Origin of the sequence: Leifsonia naganoensis (assembly GCF_013410615.1) — a bacterium.
Taxonomy (GTDB): Bacteria; Actinomycetota; Actinomycetes; order Actinomycetales; family Microbacteriaceae; genus Leifsonia; species Leifsonia aquatica.
The window spans coordinates 2,130,744-2,149,581 of the sequence record NZ_JACCHJ010000001.1; the positions used below are offsets into that span (position 1 = coordinate 2,130,744).

An 18,838-nucleotide genomic window follows, 5' to 3' on the forward strand; every position below is an offset into this window, starting at 1 on the left:
GACAACATGCCAACGACGATCGATCCGACCACGACGAGCTCGGCTTCCGCCGCGGCTCCGGAGGCGGACACCGGCGTGACGGCGACCATCGTCGCGCGCGGCGTCACGAAGCGCTACGGGAGCACATGTGCGCTCACCGGCGTCGACCTGCACGTCGAACGCGGCGAGATCCTCGGGCTCGTCGGTCACAACGGGGCGGGCAAGAGCACGCTCATGCGCATCCTCGCCGGTCGCGAGCAGCCCGACTCGGGTGCCGTGACCGCGCGGGACGCTGCCGCCGGGCAGCCGTGGGACACGCGCTCGGCCGCCGCAGCGGACGTTCGGATGGTGTACCAGGAGCTGGCGCTCTGCGCCGACCTGACCGTCGCCGAGAACGGGTATCTCTCCGATCCGCGCCGTGCAGCCCCCTTCGGCTGGCGGGCACGCGCGGAGCGGCGGATCGGCGAGGTGCTGGACGCCGTGTTCCCCGGGCACGGAATCGTGGTGGTCCGGCGCATCGGCGACCTCACGCTGGCCCAGCGGCAGATGGTGGAGATCGCCCGTGCACTCTGCACGGAGCGACTCGGTCTGCTCATCCTCGACGAGCCGACCGAGTCACTCGGCGTGGACGCCGCCGACCAGCTCTACGCGCACCTGCACCGGCTGACCGCCGACGGGACGAGCGTGCTGCTCGTCTCCCACCGGATGGCCGAGGTCACCGCCCACAGCGACCGCGTCGCGGTCATGCGCGACGGAGCCGTGGCGGGCGTCTTCGCGGGAGCGGACGAGGCCACTCTGCTGCATGCGATGGGCGGCGAGGTCCATGCGGCCGCCGAGGCGGAGGCGGCAGCCGTGGCGAGGCAGACGGGGCAGGTCGTGGCCGAGATCCGCGGCGACGGCGTCCCGTTCGCGGTGCGCTCGGGCGAGATCGTCGGCCTCGCGGGACTCGCCGGTCAGGGACAGGAGGGGGTGCTCGCCCGGCTCTGGTCGGCCGGGGCGCTCACCCGCGGAGTGCGGGCGCCGCAGCGACGCGCCTACGTGCCGGGCGACCGGCAGACCTCGGGCATCCTCCCGCTCTGGAACGTCGCACAGAACCTCACGATCGCCGCCCTCCGAGGCGTCAGTACCGCGGGGATCGTCGACGCACGGGCCAAACGCGACCTGGCGGCGCGCTGGATCGACGCGCTGCGCATCCGCGGCGCCGCCGGAACCCCGATCACCGCCCTGAGCGGCGGCAACCAGCAGAAGGTACTGGTCGCCCGGGCCTTCGCGACCGACGCTGCGCTCGTGCTGCTCGACGACCCGTTCCGCGGCGTCGATGTTGCAACGAAGAACGAGCTCTACACCCTCATGAAGACGGAGGCGGCCGCCGGGCGCGCCATCGTCTGGTACTCCACCGAGAACGCCGAGATGGCGCACTGCGACCGCGTGTACGTGCTGCGCGGCGGCCGGATCGTCTCCGAACTGGCCGGCGACACGAACACCGAGGAGCGCATCATCGCCGACTCGTTCGACGAAGGGACGGCCCGATGACCGCATCCACAGCATCTCCCCGGGCAGCCACGCCTGCGCCGACCCGCTCGGGTCGGCCGGCGACGGCCCTGCGCCTGCGCGCGGCCGTCGCCCACGGCTCCCCCGCCCTTCTCTCGCTGGTCGCGCTGATCGTGATCGTGACGATCGCAGCTGCGATCCAGCCGGGCGTCCTCTCCGTGACCGGACTGAGCCTCATGCTCATGTCGGCCGTCCCACTCGTCTTCGCCGCGCAGGCGCAGATGATCGTGATGTCCGTGGGCGACATCGACCTCGGCATCGGCTACCTGGTCGGGCTCATCACCGTGATCGCGGCCACCGTCCTGGCGACCAGTCCGCTGCTCGGCGTCGCTCTGCTCGCCGCCGTGCCGGCCGTCTACGCCCTGCTCGCGCTGGTCGTGCAGAAGCGCGGAGTGCCGTCCATCATCGTCACGCTCGGGATGTCATTCGTCTGGCTCGGCCTCGGCCTGCAACTCCTCCCGACACCGGGAGGCGCGACGCCGGCCTGGCTCACCGCGATCGGATCCTGGCGCAGCACGGTGGTGCCGCCTCCGCTGGTCTTCATCGCGATCGCGGCGCTGGTCGGCTGGTGGATCACCCGGCGCAGTCGCGTTGGTGCGAGGATCCGCGCGCTGGGCTCCAGCGCCGCCACCCTCGACAAGACCGGCTGGTCGCCGACCAGGACCCGTGTGACGGCCTACGTGCTCGCGGCGCTCCTCATCGTGATCTCCGGGCTCCTGCTCGCCGCCCAGACGCGCTCCGGCGACATCAACTCGGCGAGCAACTTCACCCTCACCACCATCGCCGCGGTGATCCTCGGCGGTGGGACCTTCTCCGGCGGCCGGGCCCTCCCCATCGGCACCGCCCTCGGCGCCGTCACCCTCGGCCTCATCTCGGTGCTCCTCAGTCTGATCGCGCTCCCCTCGAGCATGCAGGCGGGCGCACAGGGCGTCATCGTGCTCGCGGTGCTGGCCGGCCGCATCGTCACCGAGAGGTTCAGCAGATGACCACCTCCACCTCCGCTCCCACTCCGACGCCCACGGTGCCGACGCAGATCGACACGCGTCGCCGGCTCCGCTGGCCGGCCTGGGGCTGGTCGCTGATCGGCGTGCTGGCTGTCTGGCTGTGCATCGTCGGGGTGCGCCCGGCTCAGCCCTTCGACCCGCTGGCCCAGGCACTCTCGCTGGCACCCTTCCTCGTGCTCGTTGCGCTGGGGCAGATGCTCGTCATCACGCTGGGCCCCGGCAACATCGACGTGTCGGTCGGCGCCGTGGTGTCGATGGCGTCGTACGTCTCGGTGGGGGTCGGCGCGGCCGCCGGGCCGGTCGTCGGCGTCGCGGCAGCGGTGGGCGCCGGGGTCACCGCGGGACTCGTGAGCGTGGTCGCCATCCTGGTGCTGCGCGTCCCGCCGATCATCGCGACCCTGGCGACGAGCCTCATCGTGCAGTCCTGCACCCTGCTCCTCGCCGACACCAACCGTGCTACGGCGGCGGCCGGGCTGCGAACCTTCGTCAACGCGAAACTCCTCGGCGTCCCGGTGATGGCGCTGCTCGTCGCCGTCGTCACCGCTCTTGTCGCCCTCGTGCTCGCCCGCACGCGCTTCGGGCTCGCGGTGCTCGCCGTCGGGCAGAGCCCGCGGGCGGCCGAACGGGCGGGCATCCGCGTCTGGCGGGTCACCGCCATCACCTACGTGGTCAGTGGCGCGTTGGCCGGCCTCGCCGGAGGGCTGCTCGCCGCCTTCATCTCGCCGAGCACCGTCCTCGGCACCTCCTACATGCTCGACTCCGTCGCCGTCGTGGTGATCGGCGGCACCCTGATCTCGGGTGGCCGCGCCGTCCCCGTCGGAGCCTGGACCGGCGCGCTGTTCTTCGTGCTGCTGTCGGGCCTGCTCAACCTCGTCGGCTGGAGCGTCGGCGCCCAGAACATCCTCAAGGGCGTCCTCGTGGTCGCGGTCGTGGTCGTCTCGACGGCGGCCACCGGCAACGGCCGCTCCGCTCTCGCGCGGCTGCGCGACTCCCTGACCATGACCGCCAAGAAGAAGGAGAACACACATGGCTGACCTCGACGACCTCCGCGACGGGACCGATTTCACCGGCGCCGCCCACCTGGCGGGCGACTTCCCGCTCAAGGGCCTCGCCGGGCAGGACTGGGGGATGCGAGCCCGCCTCTCCCGGGTGTTCGACCCCTCGGACGGCAAGACCGTCATGCTGGCCTTCGACCACGGCTACTTCCAGGGGCCGACCTCGGGCCTCGAGCGGCTCGACCGCTCGATCGTGCCGCTGATCCCGCAGGCGGACGCCCTGATGTGCACGCGCGGCGCGCTGCGGACCACCGTCCCCGCGACCTCGGGCAAGGGCGTCGTGCTGCGCGCCAGCGGCGGTCCCAGCGTGCTGGGCGACCTGAGCGCGGAGGATCTGGCCGTGGGCATCGACGACGCCGTGCGCCTCGATGCCGCCGCGCTGGCCGTGCAGGTCTTCGTCGGGTCGGAGAACGAGAGCCGTTCGGTCCGCAACCTCACGACGCTGGTCGATCAGGGCCAGGCTGCCGGCATCCCGGTGCTCGCCGTGACGGCGGTGGGGCGCGACATGGTACGCGATGCCCGGTACTTCCGCCTCGCCACGCGGATCTCAGCCGAGCTCGGGGCCGCATTCGTCAAGACCTACTACGTCGAAGAGGGGTTCGAGACCGTCACCAGCGCGTGCCCGGTCCCGATCGTGATCGCCGGCGGCAAGAAGGTGGAGGAGCGCGAGGCTCTGCGCGTCGCGTACCGCGCGATCCAGGAGGGTGCCGCCGGCGTCGACATGGGCCGCAACGTCTTCCAGTCCGAGCATCCGGCCGCCATGCTCTCGGCGGTCCGCGGCGTCGTCCACGACGGACTCACCGCCGACGACGCGTTCGCCCTCTACGAGCAGCTGTCGCACTGACATGCCGGCCCTCACCACCTACACCCCGGAGATCCCGGCGGTCGACGTCGCGGTGATCGGCGCGGGTATCAACGGCCTGGCCGTCGCCCGCGAGGCCGCCGCACGCGGCCTGAGCGTCGCCGTGTTCGACCAGGACGATCTGTCCGCCCGAACGTCGGCGATCTCGACGCGCCTTATCCACGGCGGCCTCAAGTACCTCGAGCGGTTCGAGCTCAACCTCGTTCACGAATCGATCCGAGAGCGCAATATCCTGCTCGCGAAGGCACCGCACCTGGTCCACCACTACCCGATGCTCATCCCGTTCTCGAAACAGCAGAGCCGGCCTGGCTGGCTGCTCGCGTGCGGCCTCGCGCTGCACGACGTTCTCTCGCTTGGCAAGCCGCTGCCGCTCAACCGCATCGTCTTCCGCCGGCGGCTGGAGCGCGAGTGGCCGGCGCTGGCGGCTGCCGGGCTGCGGTGGGGCGGTCTGTTTCACGACGCAAACGTGCCCGTCACCGAGCGACTCGCGGTTGAGCTGGCCGTCGACGCGCAGCGCAGCGGCGCCATCGTCTCCACCCACGCCCGGGTCGAATCCCTCGTGCGGGTCGGGGGCCGTATCGCAGGGCTCCGCTACCGCGATCGCGAGACCGGGGGTACGAAGACGGTGCCCGCGCGCCTGGTTGTCAACGCCGCCGGACCCTGGGTCGACAGCGTGCTCGACCTGGCCGGCGCCCACGACCGTCGGATGGGCCCGACCAAGGGCAGCCACCTCGTCGTGGCCACCTTCCCCGGGGCTCCGGACACCTGCATCTTCTTCGAGTCGCCGGACGATGCCCGGCCGATGTTCGTGCTCCCCTGGGAAGGCAAGTACATGATCGGCACGACGGATCTGCCCTACGACGGCTCCATCGACGACGTGGTGATCGACGACGACGAGACTGCGTACCTCCTCGGCGCCGTCAACGCCCTCATCCCGGAGGCGCGACTCGGCGCCGGGGATGTGCTGTGGTCGTACTCGGGTGTGCGCCCACTGCCCTACGTCGGGGAGCTGGACGACCCGTCAACGGTCAGCCGCGACCACGAGATCGTCGTGCACTCGGGCGCCGACGCCGGCCTCGTGACCATCATCGGCGGCAAGCTGACCACGCACCGGGCGCTCGGCGAGCTTGTCGCGCGCCGCCTGGAGCGGGAGCTCGGGCGCCGTCCTGGCCCGTCGCCGACCCGGACGGCGCGCCTCCCCGGCGCTCCCGAGGGCGACTGGCCCGCCTATCGCAGCCGGTTCATCGAGCGCTCCGCGCTGCCGCCGCGCACGGCGCAGCGGCTGGTGGACACGTACGGCGTCGTCGCCGAGCGCATCGAGCAGCTCGTCGCCGGCGCGCCGGCGCTCGGTGAGACGGTCGATCCCGAGACCGGCGCGATCGCCGCCGAGGCGGTGCATGCGGTGAGGGAGGAGGGCGCGCTCAGCCTCGAAGACGTGGTCCTCCGCCGTATGGCGGTCGCGCTCAACAGCGACGTCGGTCTCGCCGCGGCTCCGGCCGTCGCGGCCGTCCTGGTCGCCCACGCAGGCTGGACCGCCGAGCGCGCCGAGCGCGAACTTGACCAGTACCGCGCCGCGATGCGACGCTTCAAGCCGCGCGCTCTCGACGCCGAGCGCGAGGCCGGGACCATGCGAGGAAGCACGGAATGAAGCACTGCCTGATCGGGATCGATGTCGGCCTCACGGCCGCCAAGGCCGCGGCGTTCGACGAGGGGGGCGCCGAGCTGCGCACGGTGTCCGCGGCCAACCCGCGCGTGGCCGTCGCCGCGGACCGCCAGGAGATCGACATGGCGGCCCTGTGGGACGTCGTCGCTGGCGTCCTCGCCGAGCTCACCGGCTGGCTCGCGGCCGAGGGCTGGACCATCTCGGGTGTCGGTGCAACCGGTCACGGCAACGGGCTCTACCTCGTCGACGAGCATCTGCGCCCCGTGCGGGCGGCCTTCGCCTCGACCGACAGCCGCGCCGAGCGGATCGTCGCGGCGCTCGACCCCGGCGAGGTGGAGGCGGTGCGCCGGGTCACCGGCTCCGTCCCGTGGGCGGGCCAGCCGGGTGTACTGCTGCGCTGGCTGCACGATGAGGAGCCGCAGGCCCTGGAGCGCGCGAGGTGGGCGCTGAGCTGCAAGGACTGGATCACCTCCTGCCTCACCGGCCGGCCGAGTGCCGACTACTCGGACGCCTCCGCCTGCGGGCTGGTCGACCTCGCGGCTCGCACCTACGAGCCCGCCGTCTTCGACCTGCTCGGCCTCCCGCACAACCTGCTGCGGCTGTTGCCGCCTCTGTCCCGTTCCGACGAGGTCGTGGGCACCGTGACCGCAGAAGCCGCCGTCGTCACCGGTCTGCCTGCGGGGGCCCCGGTCGTCGCCGGATGCATGGACTGCATCGCGAGTCCGATCGGAGCGGGTGCCGTGCGGCCGGGCGATGTGACGATCATCGTCGGCACCTGGGCGATCAACTCCGTGGTCGTGCCGGCCGACACCGAGCCGCCGCGGGTGACACTCAACGCGCTGCTCCCCGACCCCCGTCACATGCTGGCGCAGGAGGTCGCACCCACCTCGGCCGCCGGGGTCGAGTGGTTCTCGACACTGATGTCGAGCGTGGCCGCCGATGCCGTCACACCGCGCGACCTGCTGCACGCCGCCTCGACCGTCGACGCGGGCGCCGACGGGCTCCTCTTCCTCCCGTTCGTGCACGGTGCGCCGGAACACCTGGGCGCCTCCGGCACCCTCCTCGGCGCCAAAGACAAACACGGCTACCGCGAGATCGCGCGCGCTGTCGCCGAGGGCGTCACCCAGTACCACCGCGTGCAGCTCGAGAAGGTGTGCGCCAGCGGCGCGACCGTCTCGGACGGCCCGTGGACCCTCGCGGGCGGAGGCGCCAAGAACCCGGTCTGGGCGCAGATGTTCGCCGACGTGGTCGGTCACCCGGTGCGCCGCCAGCTCGGGACGGAGCTCGGCGCGCGCGGCGTCGCGTCCCTGGCCGCCGCCGGAGCGGGGGTCGACACCACCGGGTGGTGGGGCGAGCCGGATCCGGGGCTGGTCATCGCGCCGGGCGCCGACCGAGAGGCCTACCGGCGACAAGCAGAGCGGTTCGACCGCGCGCTCGCCGCGATGGGATCCGTGTGGACGGAGCTGGCCCGATGATCGGCTCGCCATACGGTCCTGGGGTGGATGCCGCACTGGCGGAGATCACCCGGGTCTCCCGCACGCTCGGAGCCGACCCCTCCCTCGTGCTGCACGGCGGCGGCAACACCTCCATCAAGGCGACCGGCAGCGATGCGATCGGAGACGAGGTCGAGCTCGTGCTGGTAAAGGGGAGCGGCTGGGACCTCGGCTCGATCGAGCCGGCCGGATTCGCCCCGCTACGACGTGAGCGCCTGCAGCGCCTGCTGGGGCTGGACGAGCTGACCGACAGCGAGATGGTGAACGAGCTGCGGCAGGCATCGCTCAACTCCTCCGCGCCGACGGCGTCCATCGAGGCGTTGCTGCACGCCCATCTCCCGGCCCGGGTCGTCCTCCATTCGCACGCGGACGCCGTGGTCGCCCTCACCGATCAGCCGGACGGTGTCGACCGCGCAGCGCGCGTGCTCGGCGACCGAGTCGCGGTGCTGCCGTACGTCATGCCGGGATTCCCGCTCGCGCGGGCCGTCGCCGACGCGGACCTTCACGGGGCCGACGCCCTGGTGCTGGCCAACCACGGTCTGTTCACGTTCGCCGACGACGCCGACGAGGCCCTGCGCCGCCACCTCGAGCTGGTGACCCTGGCATCGGCTGACGCCGGTTCGCCGCGCTGGGGCGATCCAGGGGCGCCGGTCGAGCGGGCCGGATCGGTCGAGGCCATCGCCGAACTCCGGCGCGATCTCTCCCTGGCCGCAGGCAGGCCGCTGGTCGTGCGGCAGTCGGCATCGTCGCGTGCTCTGCGGTACGCGCAGCGACCGGATCTCCGGGAGGCGACCTCCCGTGGCACAGCGACCCCCGAGCACGTCATCCGCACGAAGCGCACTCCACTCGTCGGCCGCGACGTGGCCGCCTATGCCTCCGACTACGCCCGCTATGTGCGTGCGCACCGCGACAGTGTCCCCGGCCCGATCGAGCCGATCGATCCTGCCCCACGGGTCGTCCTCGACGCCGAGCTGGGCCTGCTGACCGCCGGCGTCTCCCGCTCCGCCGCCGACGCCGTGCACGACATCGCCCTGCACACCATGGACATCGTGGAGGCGGCCGATCGGCAGGCCGGCTACCGCTCGCTCGACGAGGCCCTGAGCTTCGACATCGAGTACTGGGAGCTCGAGCAGGCGCGCCTGCGCTCCGGCGCCCGCGCCCGTCCACTCGACGGCGAGGTCGCGCTCGTCACCGGCGCCGCGTCCGGAATCGGCCGGGCGACTGCTGCGGCACTGCTCGCCGAGGGCGCGTCGGTCGTCGGCGTCGACCTCAGCCCGACCGTGACCGATGTCTTCCGCGGTCCGTCGTGGCGTGGAATCGTCGGCGACGTGGCGGAGCCCGACGTCCTCGACGCCGCCGTCGAGACGGCGGCACGGGAGTTCGGCGGTCTCGACGCACTCGTGATCGCCGCCGGGATCTTCCCCGCCGGCGAGTCCCTCGCCACCCTCGCGGACGACGTCTGGGAGCGGGCGATGCGGGTCAACGCCGGCGCCGTGGCACGGGCTCTGCGGGCTGCGCACCCGTTGCTCGCCGTCGCGCCGCGCGGCGGCCGTGTGGTGCTTGTGTCGACCAAGAACGTCGCGGCGCCCGGCCCGGGAGCCGCCGCGTACTCCGCCAGCAAGACCGCGGCTGCGCAGCTCGCCCGGGTGGCGGCGCTGGAGTGGGCCGCCGACGGCATCCGCGTGAACCAGGTGGAACCCGACGCCGTCTTCGACACGGCGATCTGGACGCCCGGGCTTCTCGCCGTGCGCGCCGCTCACTATGGGCTCACCGTCGAGGAGTACCGCACCAGGAACCTTCTGGGCGTCGAGGTCACGAGCGCTTCGGTTGCGGAGGCGGTGCTCACGTTCATCACGGGCCTCCCGGCGACGACCGGCGCCCACCTGTCCGTGGACGGGGGCAACGACCGCGTGGTGTAGCCGGAGGCGGCTGACGGCGACGTCCGGGCTACCCAAACCCGCGGGCGCTGTGCTCTCATGTGCGCATGACCGGCGGCTCCGGCGCTTCGGCGCCGTTCAACGCTCGGCTCGCCATCCTGCTCGCGATGGCGATGTTCGTGCTCGTGGTGGACACCTCCCTGATGAACGTGTCCATCTCCGCCGTGGTGCGCGATCTCGGGACGACGGTCAGCGGGGTGCAGGGCGCGATCGCGCTGGAGGCGCTGGTGTCGGCCGCGTTCATCCTGATCGGCGGCAAGACGGGCGACCTGATCGGGCGCAAGCTCGCGTATGTGCTCGGCCTGCTCGGCTACGCGGCCGGCGCGATCGCGATGACCCTCGCGCGCGACCTCGCCGCCGTCATCATCTTCTGGGCGATCATCGGCGGGATCGGCGCCTCGCTCCTGCTGCCCGCCATGCAGTCCCTCATCCACGGCAACTTCGCCGGCGACCACCAGAAGCGGGTCTACGCCCTCGTCGGGGCGTCGGCGGCGATCGCCGCCGCGGTCGGGCCCCTGCTCGGCGGGTTCATCACGACGTTCCTCTCCTGGCGGGTCGGGTTCCTGCTCGAAGCCGTGATCATCGCGGTGGTGCTGGCCGGCATCGGGCTGGTGAAGGACGTCCCGTACACGGGTTCGCGGTCGATCGATCTGGTCGGGGCGCTGCTCTCCGTGGTCGGGATGGGCGGCATCGTCACGGGCATCCTGGTCTGGCAGGAGGGCGGCGACCGGGTGCTGGCGCTCATCCTGCTCGGTGCGGCGGCGCTCGCCGGGCTGGTCTTCTGGCTGCGCTGGCGCAGCAGGCGCGCGAAGCCCGTCCTCCTGGACCCCGCGCTATTCCGGTCGCGGTTGTTCCAGGCCGGTGCGTCGGGGCAGCTGCTGCAGCAGATCGCCCTCGGCGGCACGATGATCGCCCTGCCGATCTACCTGCAGATGGTGCTCGAGTACAACGCGCTCTGGGCGGGGCTCTCGATCGCACCGCTCTCGCTGAGCATGTTCGCCGTCGCGCTCCTGGCGGGCCGCGGGCTGAAGCGGCGGCCGTCGACGCTCATCCTCTGGGGGTTCGCCCTGGTCGTCGTCGGGATCGCCGTCGTCATCCTGCTCGTGCCGATCGCCACCTCGGGGTGGTACCTCACGCTGCCGCTCATCGTCTCGGGATGCGGGCTGGGCCTGCTGGTCTCGCAGCTCAACAACTACACGCTCTCGCCGATCTCGGACGAGCGCGTCAGCGAGGCCGCCGGGGTCAACTCCGCCGCCGGCTCCTTCGGGCTGTCGTTCGGCCTGGCGTTCGCGGGGGCGATCATGCTTTCGACGCTGGCCGCGACTTTCGGGTCGATGACCCAGGCGAGCACCGTCCTCCCGTCGGACGACAAGCAGCAGATCGCCGCCGTGCTCGAGGAGGACGCCCAGTTGATGTCGAACACGAGCCTCGCCGAGCTGCTGGCGGGCGAGCCGCAACCGGTGCGCGAGGAGGTCGTCCGCATCAACACGGAAGCGCGTCCGCTCGCCCTCCAGATCGCCCTGCTCGTCCCACTCGTGGCGGGGCTGCTCGGCATCGGCAACGCCCTGCGGATGCGGCGGCTGCCGGACCCGAAACCGTCGAACGAATCCGCCGAGCCCGGAATACTGTGACCCACCTGAAAGTTGAGTCATGTGTACTCAAGTTTTGGGTTCGCGGCTTGACACGATTCCACCCCGGGTGGCAGTGTTGAGTCGTCGGGGCTCAACTCTCGACCCAAGATTTTCATCGGCCAGCGAATACGCAGACCAGCAACAAAGGAGAGAAAGCACATATGTCACGTGCAGTAGGTATCGACCTCGGAACCACCAACTCCGTCGTCTCGGTGCTCGAGGGCGGCGAGCCCACGGTCATCGCCAACGCGGAAGGCTTCCGCACCACCCCGTCCGTCGTCGCGTTCACCAAGGATGGCGAGGTGCTCGTCGGCGAGACCGCGAAGCGCCAGGCGGTCACCAACGTCGACCGCACCATCTCGTCCGTCAAGCGCCACATGGGCACCACCTGGACCCAGGAGATCGACGGGAAGAAGTACACCGCCCAGGAGATCTCGGCCCGGATCCTGCAGAAGCTGAAGCGCGACGCGGAGCAGTACCTCGGCGACACCGTCACCGACGCGGTCATCACGGTCCCGGCCTACTTCAACGACGCCGAGCGTCAGGCCACCAAGGAGGCCGGTGAGATCGCGGGCCTCAACGTGCTCCGCATCATCAACGAGCCCACCGCCGCCGCACTCGCGTACGGCCTCGACAAGGGCAAGGAGGACGAGCTCATCCTCGTCTTCGACCTCGGTGGTGGAACCTTCGACGTCTCCCTCCTCGAGGTGGGCAAGGACGACGACTTCTCGACCATCCAGGTCCGCTCGACCGCCGGCGACAACCGCCTCGGCGGCGACGACTGGGACCAGCGTGTCGTGGACTGGCTGATCAAGAAGTTCAAGGACACCACCGGTGTCGACGTCTCGGGCGACAAGATCGCGAAGCAGCGCCTGAAGGAGGCTGCCGAGCAGGCCAAGAAGGAGCTGTCGTCGAGCATGTCGACCAGCATCCAGCTGCCCTACCTCTCGCTCACCGAGAACGGCCCGGCCAACCTCGACGAGACGCTCACCCGCGCCCAGTTCGAGCAGATGACCAGCGACCTCCTCGACCGCACCAAGAAGCCGTTCCAGGACGTCATCCGTGAGGCCGGCATCAAGGTCGGCGACATCGCGCACGTCGTGCTCGTCGGCGGCTCGACGCGTATGCCGGCCGTCTCCGAGCTCGTCAAGCAGGAGACCGGCAAGGAGCCCAACAAGGGCGTCAACCCGGACGAGGTCGTCGCCGTCGGCGCCGCGCTGCAGGCCGGTGTCCTGAAGGGCGAGCGCAAGGACGTCCTCCTCATCGACGTCACCCCGCTGTCCCTCGGCATCGAGACCAAGGGCGGGATCATGACCAAGCTCATCGAGCGCAACACGGCCATCCCCACCAAGCGCAGCGAGACCTTCACCACGGCCGACGACAACCAGCCGTCCGTCGCGATCCAGGTCTTCCAGGGCGAGCGCGAGTTCACCCGCGACAACAAGCCACTCGGCACCTTCGAGCTCACCGGCATCGCCCCGGCCCCCCGCGGCATCCCGCAGGTCGAGGTCACCTTCGACATCGACGCGAACGGCATCGTGCACGTGTCCGCCAAGGACAAGGGCACCGGCAAGGAGCAGTCGATGACGATCACCGGCGGCTCGAGCCTGCCGAAGGACGACATCGAGCGCATGGTGCGCGAGGCCGAGGAGCACGCGGCGGAGGACAAGAAGCGCCGCGAGTCCGCCGAGACCCGCAACCAGGCCGAGCAGCTCGTCTACCAGATCGAGAAGCTCATCAAGGACAACGAGGACAAGCTCCCCGAGGACGTCAAGAACGAGGTCCAGGGCGACGTCGACGCGCTGAAGACGGCTCTGGCCGGCGAGGACGACGAGGCCGTCAAGACCGCGTTCGAGAAGCTGAGCGCGAGCCAGCAGAAGCTCGGCGAGGCCATCTACTCCTCCAGCCAGGCCGACGCCGCGGCTCCCGAGGCGGACGCCCCTCAGGGCGAGCAGGCGGGTGAGTCCTCCGACGAGGACGTCATCGACGCCGAGGTCGTCGAGGACGAGGAGAAGAAGTAATCATGTCGGACCAGAACCCCGGCGCTCCGGGATCGGGCGAGCCCGACCCCGAGCGCGAGGAGCAGTCCGAGCACGACCTGTCGCACGAGGAGCTCGTCGACGTCGGCCCGGCCGCCGAGGAGGGTCCCGTCCTGTCGGACGACGACCTGGACGTCCTCTCCGGCCAGACCACGTCCGACGCGCTCGCGGCGGAGCGGCTCGCCGACCTCCAGCGGGTCACCGCGGAGTACGCGAACTACCGCAAGCGCACGGAGGCCAACCGCGAGGTCGAGCGCGAGCGCGCCGTGAGCGAGGCCGTCAAGGGCCTCATCCCGGTGCTCGACGACCTCGAGCGCGCCGAGAAGCACGGCGACCTCACCGAGGGCAGCGCGTTCGCGACCATCGCGGCCAAGCTGCGCACCAACGTCGAGCGGCTCGGCCTCACCCCCTATGGCGAGAAGGGCGAACCCTTCGACCCGCAGATCCACGAGGCGATCTTCCAGCAGCCCACCCCGGGCGTGACGGTCGACACTGTCGCGGACGTCGTCGAGACCGGCTACCGCCTGGGCTCGACCACCGTCCGAGTGGCGAAGGTCGTCGTCGCGGTCCCGGCCTGATCGACCGGATGCACGGCACGGCGGAGCGGCGGGGCCACGGTCCCGCCGTTCCGGCCGCCCGCCGTGCGGACATCATGCAGACTTCATCCACGACCATCACGATCGAAAGGAGGCGTCGTGGCTAGCCAGGACTGGTTCGACAAGGACTTCTACAAGGTCCTCGGCGTCTCCAAGGACGTCAGCGAAGCGGACCTCAAGAAGACCTACCGCAAGCTCGCCCGCAAGTACCACCCGGACTCCAACCCCGGTGATGCCGCTGCCGAGGCGAAGTTCAAGGAGGTCAGCGAGGCGTACTCCGTGCTCAGCGACGCCGAGGAGCGCAAGGAGTACGACCAGATCCGCGCCATGGGAGGCGGAGCCCGCTTCACGGCTCCCGGCTCGGCCGGGCAGGGCGGCTTCGACGACGTCTTCGGCGGCATGTTCGGCGGCGGCGCCGGCGGTCAGCAGCGCGGCTACACCTTCCAGCAGGGCGGCGGCCAGAACGGCGGCTTCGACGACGTGTTCGGCGGCCTCTTCGGCAACGGGCGCTTCGGCAGCTCGTCCGGCGGCTACCGCGGATACGGCGGACCGACCCGTGGCCGCGACGTCACCGCGCACACCACCATCGACTTCCTCACCGCCACGCGCGGCGAGACCATCAGCCTCCAGTCGGCCGACGGCAAGCCCTTCAAGGTGAAGATCCCGGCCGGCGTCTCCGACGGCCAGAAGATCAAGCTGCGCGGCAAAGGGCAGCCCAGCCCGGACGGCGGCGAGCCCGGCGACATCGTCCTCACCGTCACCGTGCGCAAGCACCCCGTCTTCGAGCGCGACGGCCTCAACCTGCGCGTGACCGTCCCGGTCACCTTCGCGGAGGCGGCCCTCGGCGCCACCATCGAGGTCCCGACCCTCGGCGGCGACCCGGTCAAGCTCCGCGTCGCGCCCGGCACCCCGAGCGGACGCGTGCTGCGCGTGAAGGGCCGCGGCGTGGAGACGTCGAAGGGCACCGGCGACCTGCTCGCCGTCGTCCAGGTCGCCGTCCCGTCGCACCTCTCCGCTGAGGCGAAGGAGGCTCTGGAGGCGTTCGCCGCGAGACTCCCCGACGAGAACCCCCGAGAGGACCTTCTCGCGAAGGCCAGAGGCTGACCATGGACGAGAACACCCCGGTCTTCGTCATCTCGATCGCGGCCGAGCTCGCCGGGATGCACCCGCAGACCCTCCGCCAGTACGACCGGCTGGGGCTCGTCAGCCCCAGCCGGACGGCCGGCAAGTCGCGCCGGTACTCCATGCGCGACGTGGAGAAGCTGCAGGAGATCGCGCGGCTCGGAGCCGAGGGCGTCAGCCTCGAGGGCATCCGCCGCATCATCGAGCTCGAAGACCAGGTGGGCTCGCTCCACGCGCGCGTCCGCGAACTCGAGTCGGCCCTCGCCGACGAGCTCCTCAACCGCCCGGGCCGCCGCGTCTTCGCCGCCGGTTCCGAGGGCGAGGTCGTCTCCTTGCGCGCCGGCACCCGCGTGCGTCGCAGTACGCAGCTGGTCGTCTGGCGGCCGCTGGAGCAGTAGGCGGCTTTCGACTTTTCGGCCGGTATCCGTTGAGGGTGCCGGCCTTTCGCTGCCCCTAGGGCGTCAAGACCGTTGTTCGAATCTAAAATTTACCGTATGGTCATAAATATCCGTACTACACACAATGGAGCCTCCTGCGCGGGAGAACTCTCATGATATTGATGGCGCCCGTGATCATTGTCGTAGTCATCGCTGCCGATGTGGTCGTCGAGCTCCCTGCCAGAGGGAAGCTGCGGCGGAATTCGGTGGTGGGCATCAGAACTCACGAAGTTCGAAAGAACGCCGCGTCCTGGAAGCGTGGGCACGAAGCTGCCGTGTGGCCATCGCGTATCACGGTGCTGCTGGTGCTCCCTCTCGAGATCATTGCGCTCAGTGTGGACTCGGAGGCATCGTCGATGATCCTGCTTGCTGCAGGCGTTGCGCTGACCTTTTGTGGGACAGGCGCAGCTGCATACGCGGCAAGTCTGGCCGCGAAGAAGATCGAAGCCTGAAACCCGACTCGCGGGAGCTGCTTCCGCGATGGCGCTCCGTGGGGCGGCGACCCCGCCGACATTCGTGTCAAATGTCGGCTTTGGCGCGCGCTTTCGCCACATTTGGTCCAAATCTCGCAGGGGGTGTTACGTTTTCGCGCGCCGGATCGTCTCCCTCTCGTAGAGTGCGGACGAGAGGGGCACCACGATGGACGAGAGCGCGACGAGCGAGGCCTTCGAAGCGCAGCGCGGCCGCCTGACCGGGCTGGCCGCACGCGTGCTGGGGTCGCGCACGGACGCCGAGGATGCGGTGCAGGAGGCGTGGCTCCGCCTGTCCCGGCAGGACCCGGACTCCATCGACAACCTCTCCGGCTGGTTGAGCACGGTCGTCGGCCGGGTCTGCCTCGACATGCTGCGATCCCGACGCGCCAAGGGCGAGACCCCGTGGGAGGAGCCGGGCCGCGAGTGGCTGGTCTCCGACGACGTCGACGATCCCGAAGGCCGCGCCGAGCTCAGCGACACGATCGGCGTCGCCCTGCTGATGGTGCTGGAGTCCCTGACCCCGGACGAGCGGCTGGCGTTCATCCTCCACGACACCTTTGCGGTGCCGTTCGACGAGATCGCCCGCATCTTGGGCAAGTCGCCCGACGCGGCGAGGATGCTCGGCAGCCGTGCACGACGCAAAGTGCGGGGTGCGGAGCCGCCCAGCGATCGCCGGCGGCAACGGGAGGTCGTGGATGCGTTCCTCGCGGCGGCGCGCGAGGGTGACTTCGACGCCCTGCTGCGCGTGCTCGACCCCGACGTGGTGTGGCGAGTCCACACGCCGCGTGGGGTGACGGTGCGCCTCGGAGCGAGCGAGCTCGCCCGGCACGCGGCGCTCGGTCGGCGGACCAAGACCGTCGCGCGCCGCGTCGATGTGGACGGCATGCCGGGCGTGATGGCGTGGCGGGAGGATGGCACGCCCCTGGCCGTCATGGCGTGCGTCGTCGTCGACGGCCGGATCGTGCAGGTCGACTCGCTCCTCCGTCCGGAACGACAGGCCACGATAGCGGTTGCGCCCCCGGCTGTTACATCTGAGCCCGCGGATCCGTCTACCCGGTGAGTCCGATTGAAAAGGAGATCACCGTGGGACCCAGATTCAACATGTACGCCGCCGCGATCACGCCGAAGTTCGTCAAATACATCGTCTCGGCCAACCGCGTGATCCGACAGTCGACGCTGCCGCTGACGATCGAGGGCCTGGTCGACATCCGCGCCAGTCAGATCAACGGCTGCGGCGCCTGCCTCGACATGCACGTGAAGGAGGCCGTCCAGGCGGGGGAGACCGCCCTGCGACTCAGTCTCATCGCCGCGTGGCGCGAGACGACGGTGTTCACCGACGCCGAGCGCGCCGCCCTGGAACTCACCGAGCAGGGCACGCGCCTGGCCGACGGCAACGGCGTGGACGACGCGGTGTGGGAGGCGGCCGCCTCCCACTTCGACACCGAGCAGCTCGCGGCACTCGTCGCGCAGATCGCCCTCATCAACGCGTTCAACCGCATGAACGTGATGATCAAGATGCCAGGCGGCTCCTACGAGGTCGGGCAGCTCGACGAGGCGTAGGGCCCCTCCGGAGGCGGGGATAGAGTCGAGGCCTGACCACGCAGAGTCTCGACCGGGGGGATCCAGATCATGTCCGAGCAGTCGCCGTTCCAGCCGACGTTCCCGACGCCGCCGCAGCAGCACCAGTCGCAGCAGCAGGAGTCGCCGCAGCAGCCGCAGGTGACGTACGCGCCGCCGCCGTCGGCCCCTCCCCGGCGCCGTTCCCCCGTCCTCGGCTCCGTCGCGCTCGGCATCGCGGCGTTCGGCCTGCTTGCCGGCCTCCTTGCGCAGGTGCTGCAGCGGCAGTTCCTGCTGCAGACGCACTACTCGAGCGCGTCGTTCGCGCTGTTCTCCGGGGTCTCCGTCACGTTCGGCGTCGTGCTCGATCTGGTGGTCATCGCGATCGCGGTCGTCGCGCTGGTCGGCCGGCGCGGGACGATCCCGGCGGCGATCGCCCTCGGAGTGAGCGGCTCGGGCGTGATCTCCGTGCTCGGGACCCTCGTCGTCAACGCGCTGATGTCGTTCGCGGGGTAGGCGCGCGCGGACATTTGTGCCAAATGTCGACTTTGGGCGGCGCTTTCACGACATTTGGCACAAATGTCGGGAGGGTCAGAGCGACGCCGACCCGCCCTGCCCGACGTACAGGGTGTTGCGGAGCTCGTGCGACTCCTCCGCGGCGATGTCGCGGTCGATCCCGGCGCGCACCTCGCGCATGAGCTTGTGCAGCTCGGAGTGCTTTCCCGGCACCCGCGCGTGGCCGGTGCTGTCCCAGAGGTTCGAGACAGGGAGGCTGTCGCCGGCCTCCACCGCGAGCGTCCACTCCTCGGTGGTGGCGACGGCGGCGAACTCGGAGTCCATGGTGACCAGCACGCTGACGTGCAGGGCGTCCGCCGAGATGGAGCCGGCCGCGTTGACGAGGTCGAGGGTGCCGGTGGCGTCGGAGAGGAACTCCACGGTGAAGCCGAGCGCGTGCGCATCCCGGGCGGTGCCGGCGCAGCAGTGCTGCGTCATGAATCCCGCGATCGTGACCGTGTCGTAGCCGCCGGCGCGCAGCCACTCCTCGAGGTCGGTGCCGCGGAAGGCGGACACGTCGGTCTTGGTGACGAGGTGGTCCGGCGTGCGGTCGGCGACGGACTCGTGCAGGGCCGCGCCGTGCGAGCCACGGGCGAAGACCGGTGCGCCCTCGTCCTCGATGTGCTGCACGATCACGAGGGCGGCGCCGTGGTCGGCGGCTGCATCCATGGCGACCTCGATGTTCGGGATGGAGGTCATCAGATCCGGGTGGCAGATGGGGAGGTTGCCGTCGACGTATTCGTTCTGCACGTCGATCACGATCAGTGCGCGCTTCATGAGGGGACTCTATCGCCGGCAGCGCGGTCGCGCACCCGGAGTGATCGAATGCTTGACGCGTTTAAGCCCGAGCAATATGGTCTTGTTAATCGATTCGGGTTAATCGG

17 protein-coding genes are annotated in these 18,838 nt (G+C 70.6%); 16 read left to right on the forward strand and 1 reads right to left on the reverse strand.

The genetic code is table 11. The annotated features are described in order from the left end of the window. Positions 1-6 precede the first annotated feature (6 nt). The 16 genes from HNR14_RS10375 (at position 7) to HNR14_RS10450 (ending at position 17,915) form a co-directional block, all read left to right on the forward strand. Positions 7-1,512: a sugar ABC transporter ATP-binding protein gene (locus HNR14_RS10375; RefSeq protein WP_179700970.1), complete on the forward strand. Its 1,506-nt coding sequence runs from the start codon at positions 7-9 to the stop codon at positions 1,510-1,512. Further along, positions 1,509-2,516 carry an ABC transporter permease gene (locus tag HNR14_RS10380; RefSeq protein ID WP_179700971.1) on the forward strand — a complete coding sequence of 336 codons (1,008 nt, stop codon included), beginning with the start codon at positions 1,509-1,511 and terminating at the stop codon, positions 2,514-2,516. The genes HNR14_RS10375 and HNR14_RS10380 overlap by 4 nt, the downstream gene beginning before the upstream one ends. Continuing rightward, positions 2,513-3,568, forward strand: coding sequence for an ABC transporter permease (locus HNR14_RS10385; protein ID WP_179700972.1), 1,056 nt, complete (start codon positions 2,513-2,515; stop codon positions 3,566-3,568). The genes HNR14_RS10380 and HNR14_RS10385 overlap by 4 nt, the downstream gene beginning before the upstream one ends. After that, positions 3,561-4,433 carry a 3-hydroxy-5-phosphonooxypentane-2,4-dione thiolase gene (lsrF, locus tag HNR14_RS10390; RefSeq protein WP_179700973.1) on the forward strand — a complete coding sequence of 291 codons (873 nt, stop codon included), beginning with the start codon at positions 3,561-3,563 and terminating at the stop codon, positions 4,431-4,433. The genes HNR14_RS10385 and lsrF overlap by 8 nt, the downstream gene beginning before the upstream one ends. A 1-nt stretch (position 4,434) precedes the next feature. Continuing rightward, on the forward strand, positions 4,435-6,099 hold the full coding sequence (locus HNR14_RS10395) for a glycerol-3-phosphate dehydrogenase/oxidase (RefSeq protein ID WP_179700974.1): 1,665 nt from the start codon (positions 4,435-4,437) through the stop codon (positions 6,097-6,099). After that, on the forward strand, positions 6,096-7,589 hold the full coding sequence (locus HNR14_RS10400) for an FGGY-family carbohydrate kinase (protein WP_179700975.1): 1,494 nt from the start codon (positions 6,096-6,098) through the stop codon (positions 7,587-7,589). Before HNR14_RS10395 ends, HNR14_RS10400 begins: the two co-directional genes overlap by 4 nt. Before the next feature lie 23 nt (positions 7,590-7,612). Beyond that, a complete protein-coding gene (locus tag HNR14_RS10405; RefSeq protein WP_218875017.1) occupies positions 7,613-9,526 on the forward strand; it encodes an SDR family NAD(P)-dependent oxidoreductase in 1,914 nt (637 codons plus the stop codon). A 65-nt stretch (positions 9,527-9,591) separates the two neighbouring features. Continuing rightward, on the forward strand, positions 9,592-11,175 hold the full coding sequence (locus HNR14_RS10410; RefSeq protein ID WP_179700977.1) for an MFS transporter: 1,584 nt from the start codon (positions 9,592-9,594) through the stop codon (positions 11,173-11,175). 161 nt (positions 11,176-11,336) lie between these two features. Further along, positions 11,337-13,196 (forward strand): molecular chaperone DnaK, encoded by a 1,860-nt coding sequence (gene dnaK / locus HNR14_RS10415; protein WP_021762563.1) that lies wholly within the window; start codon positions 11,337-11,339, stop codon positions 13,194-13,196. Between the two features lie 2 nt (positions 13,197-13,198). After that, the gene (locus tag HNR14_RS10420; RefSeq protein ID WP_021762562.1) at positions 13,199-13,792 is read left to right on the forward strand and encodes a nucleotide exchange factor GrpE; all 594 of its coding nucleotides are present in this window, start codon (positions 13,199-13,201) and stop codon (positions 13,790-13,792) included. Between the two features lie 117 nt (positions 13,793-13,909). Further along, complete coding sequence (locus HNR14_RS10425) at positions 13,910-14,914, forward strand: DnaJ C-terminal domain-containing protein (RefSeq protein WP_179700978.1); 1,005 nt, start codon at positions 13,910-13,912, stop codon at positions 14,912-14,914. A 2-nt stretch (positions 14,915-14,916) separates the two neighbouring features. Then, positions 14,917-15,330, forward strand: a complete 414-nt coding sequence (locus HNR14_RS10430; protein WP_179700979.1) for a heat shock protein transcriptional repressor HspR — start codon at positions 14,917-14,919, stop codon at positions 15,328-15,330. A gap of 161 nt (positions 15,331-15,491) precedes the next feature. Further along, positions 15,492-15,821, forward strand: a complete 330-nt coding sequence (locus tag HNR14_RS10435; protein WP_179700980.1) for an SdpI family protein — start codon at positions 15,492-15,494, stop codon at positions 15,819-15,821. Between the two features lie 187 nt (positions 15,822-16,008). Beyond that, the gene (locus tag HNR14_RS10440) at positions 16,009-16,902 is read left to right on the forward strand and encodes a sigma-70 family RNA polymerase sigma factor (protein WP_179700981.1); all 894 of its coding nucleotides are present in this window, start codon (positions 16,009-16,011) and stop codon (positions 16,900-16,902) included. 23 nt (positions 16,903-16,925) lie between these two features. After that, positions 16,926-17,402 (forward strand): carboxymuconolactone decarboxylase family protein, encoded by a 477-nt coding sequence (locus HNR14_RS10445; RefSeq protein ID WP_179700982.1) that lies wholly within the window; start codon positions 16,926-16,928, stop codon positions 17,400-17,402. Positions 17,403-17,471: 69 nt separating this feature from the next. Beyond that, complete coding sequence (locus HNR14_RS10450; RefSeq protein WP_179700983.1) at positions 17,472-17,915, forward strand: hypothetical protein; 444 nt, start codon at positions 17,472-17,474, stop codon at positions 17,913-17,915. A gap of 75 nt (positions 17,916-17,990) precedes the next feature. Here the strand turns inward: HNR14_RS10450 and HNR14_RS10455 are convergent, their stop codons facing one another. Continuing rightward, positions 17,991-18,731, reverse strand: coding sequence for a cysteine hydrolase family protein (locus HNR14_RS10455; RefSeq protein ID WP_021762378.1), 741 nt, complete (start codon positions 18,729-18,731; stop codon positions 17,991-17,993). Positions 18,732-18,838: the final 107 nt, after the last annotated feature.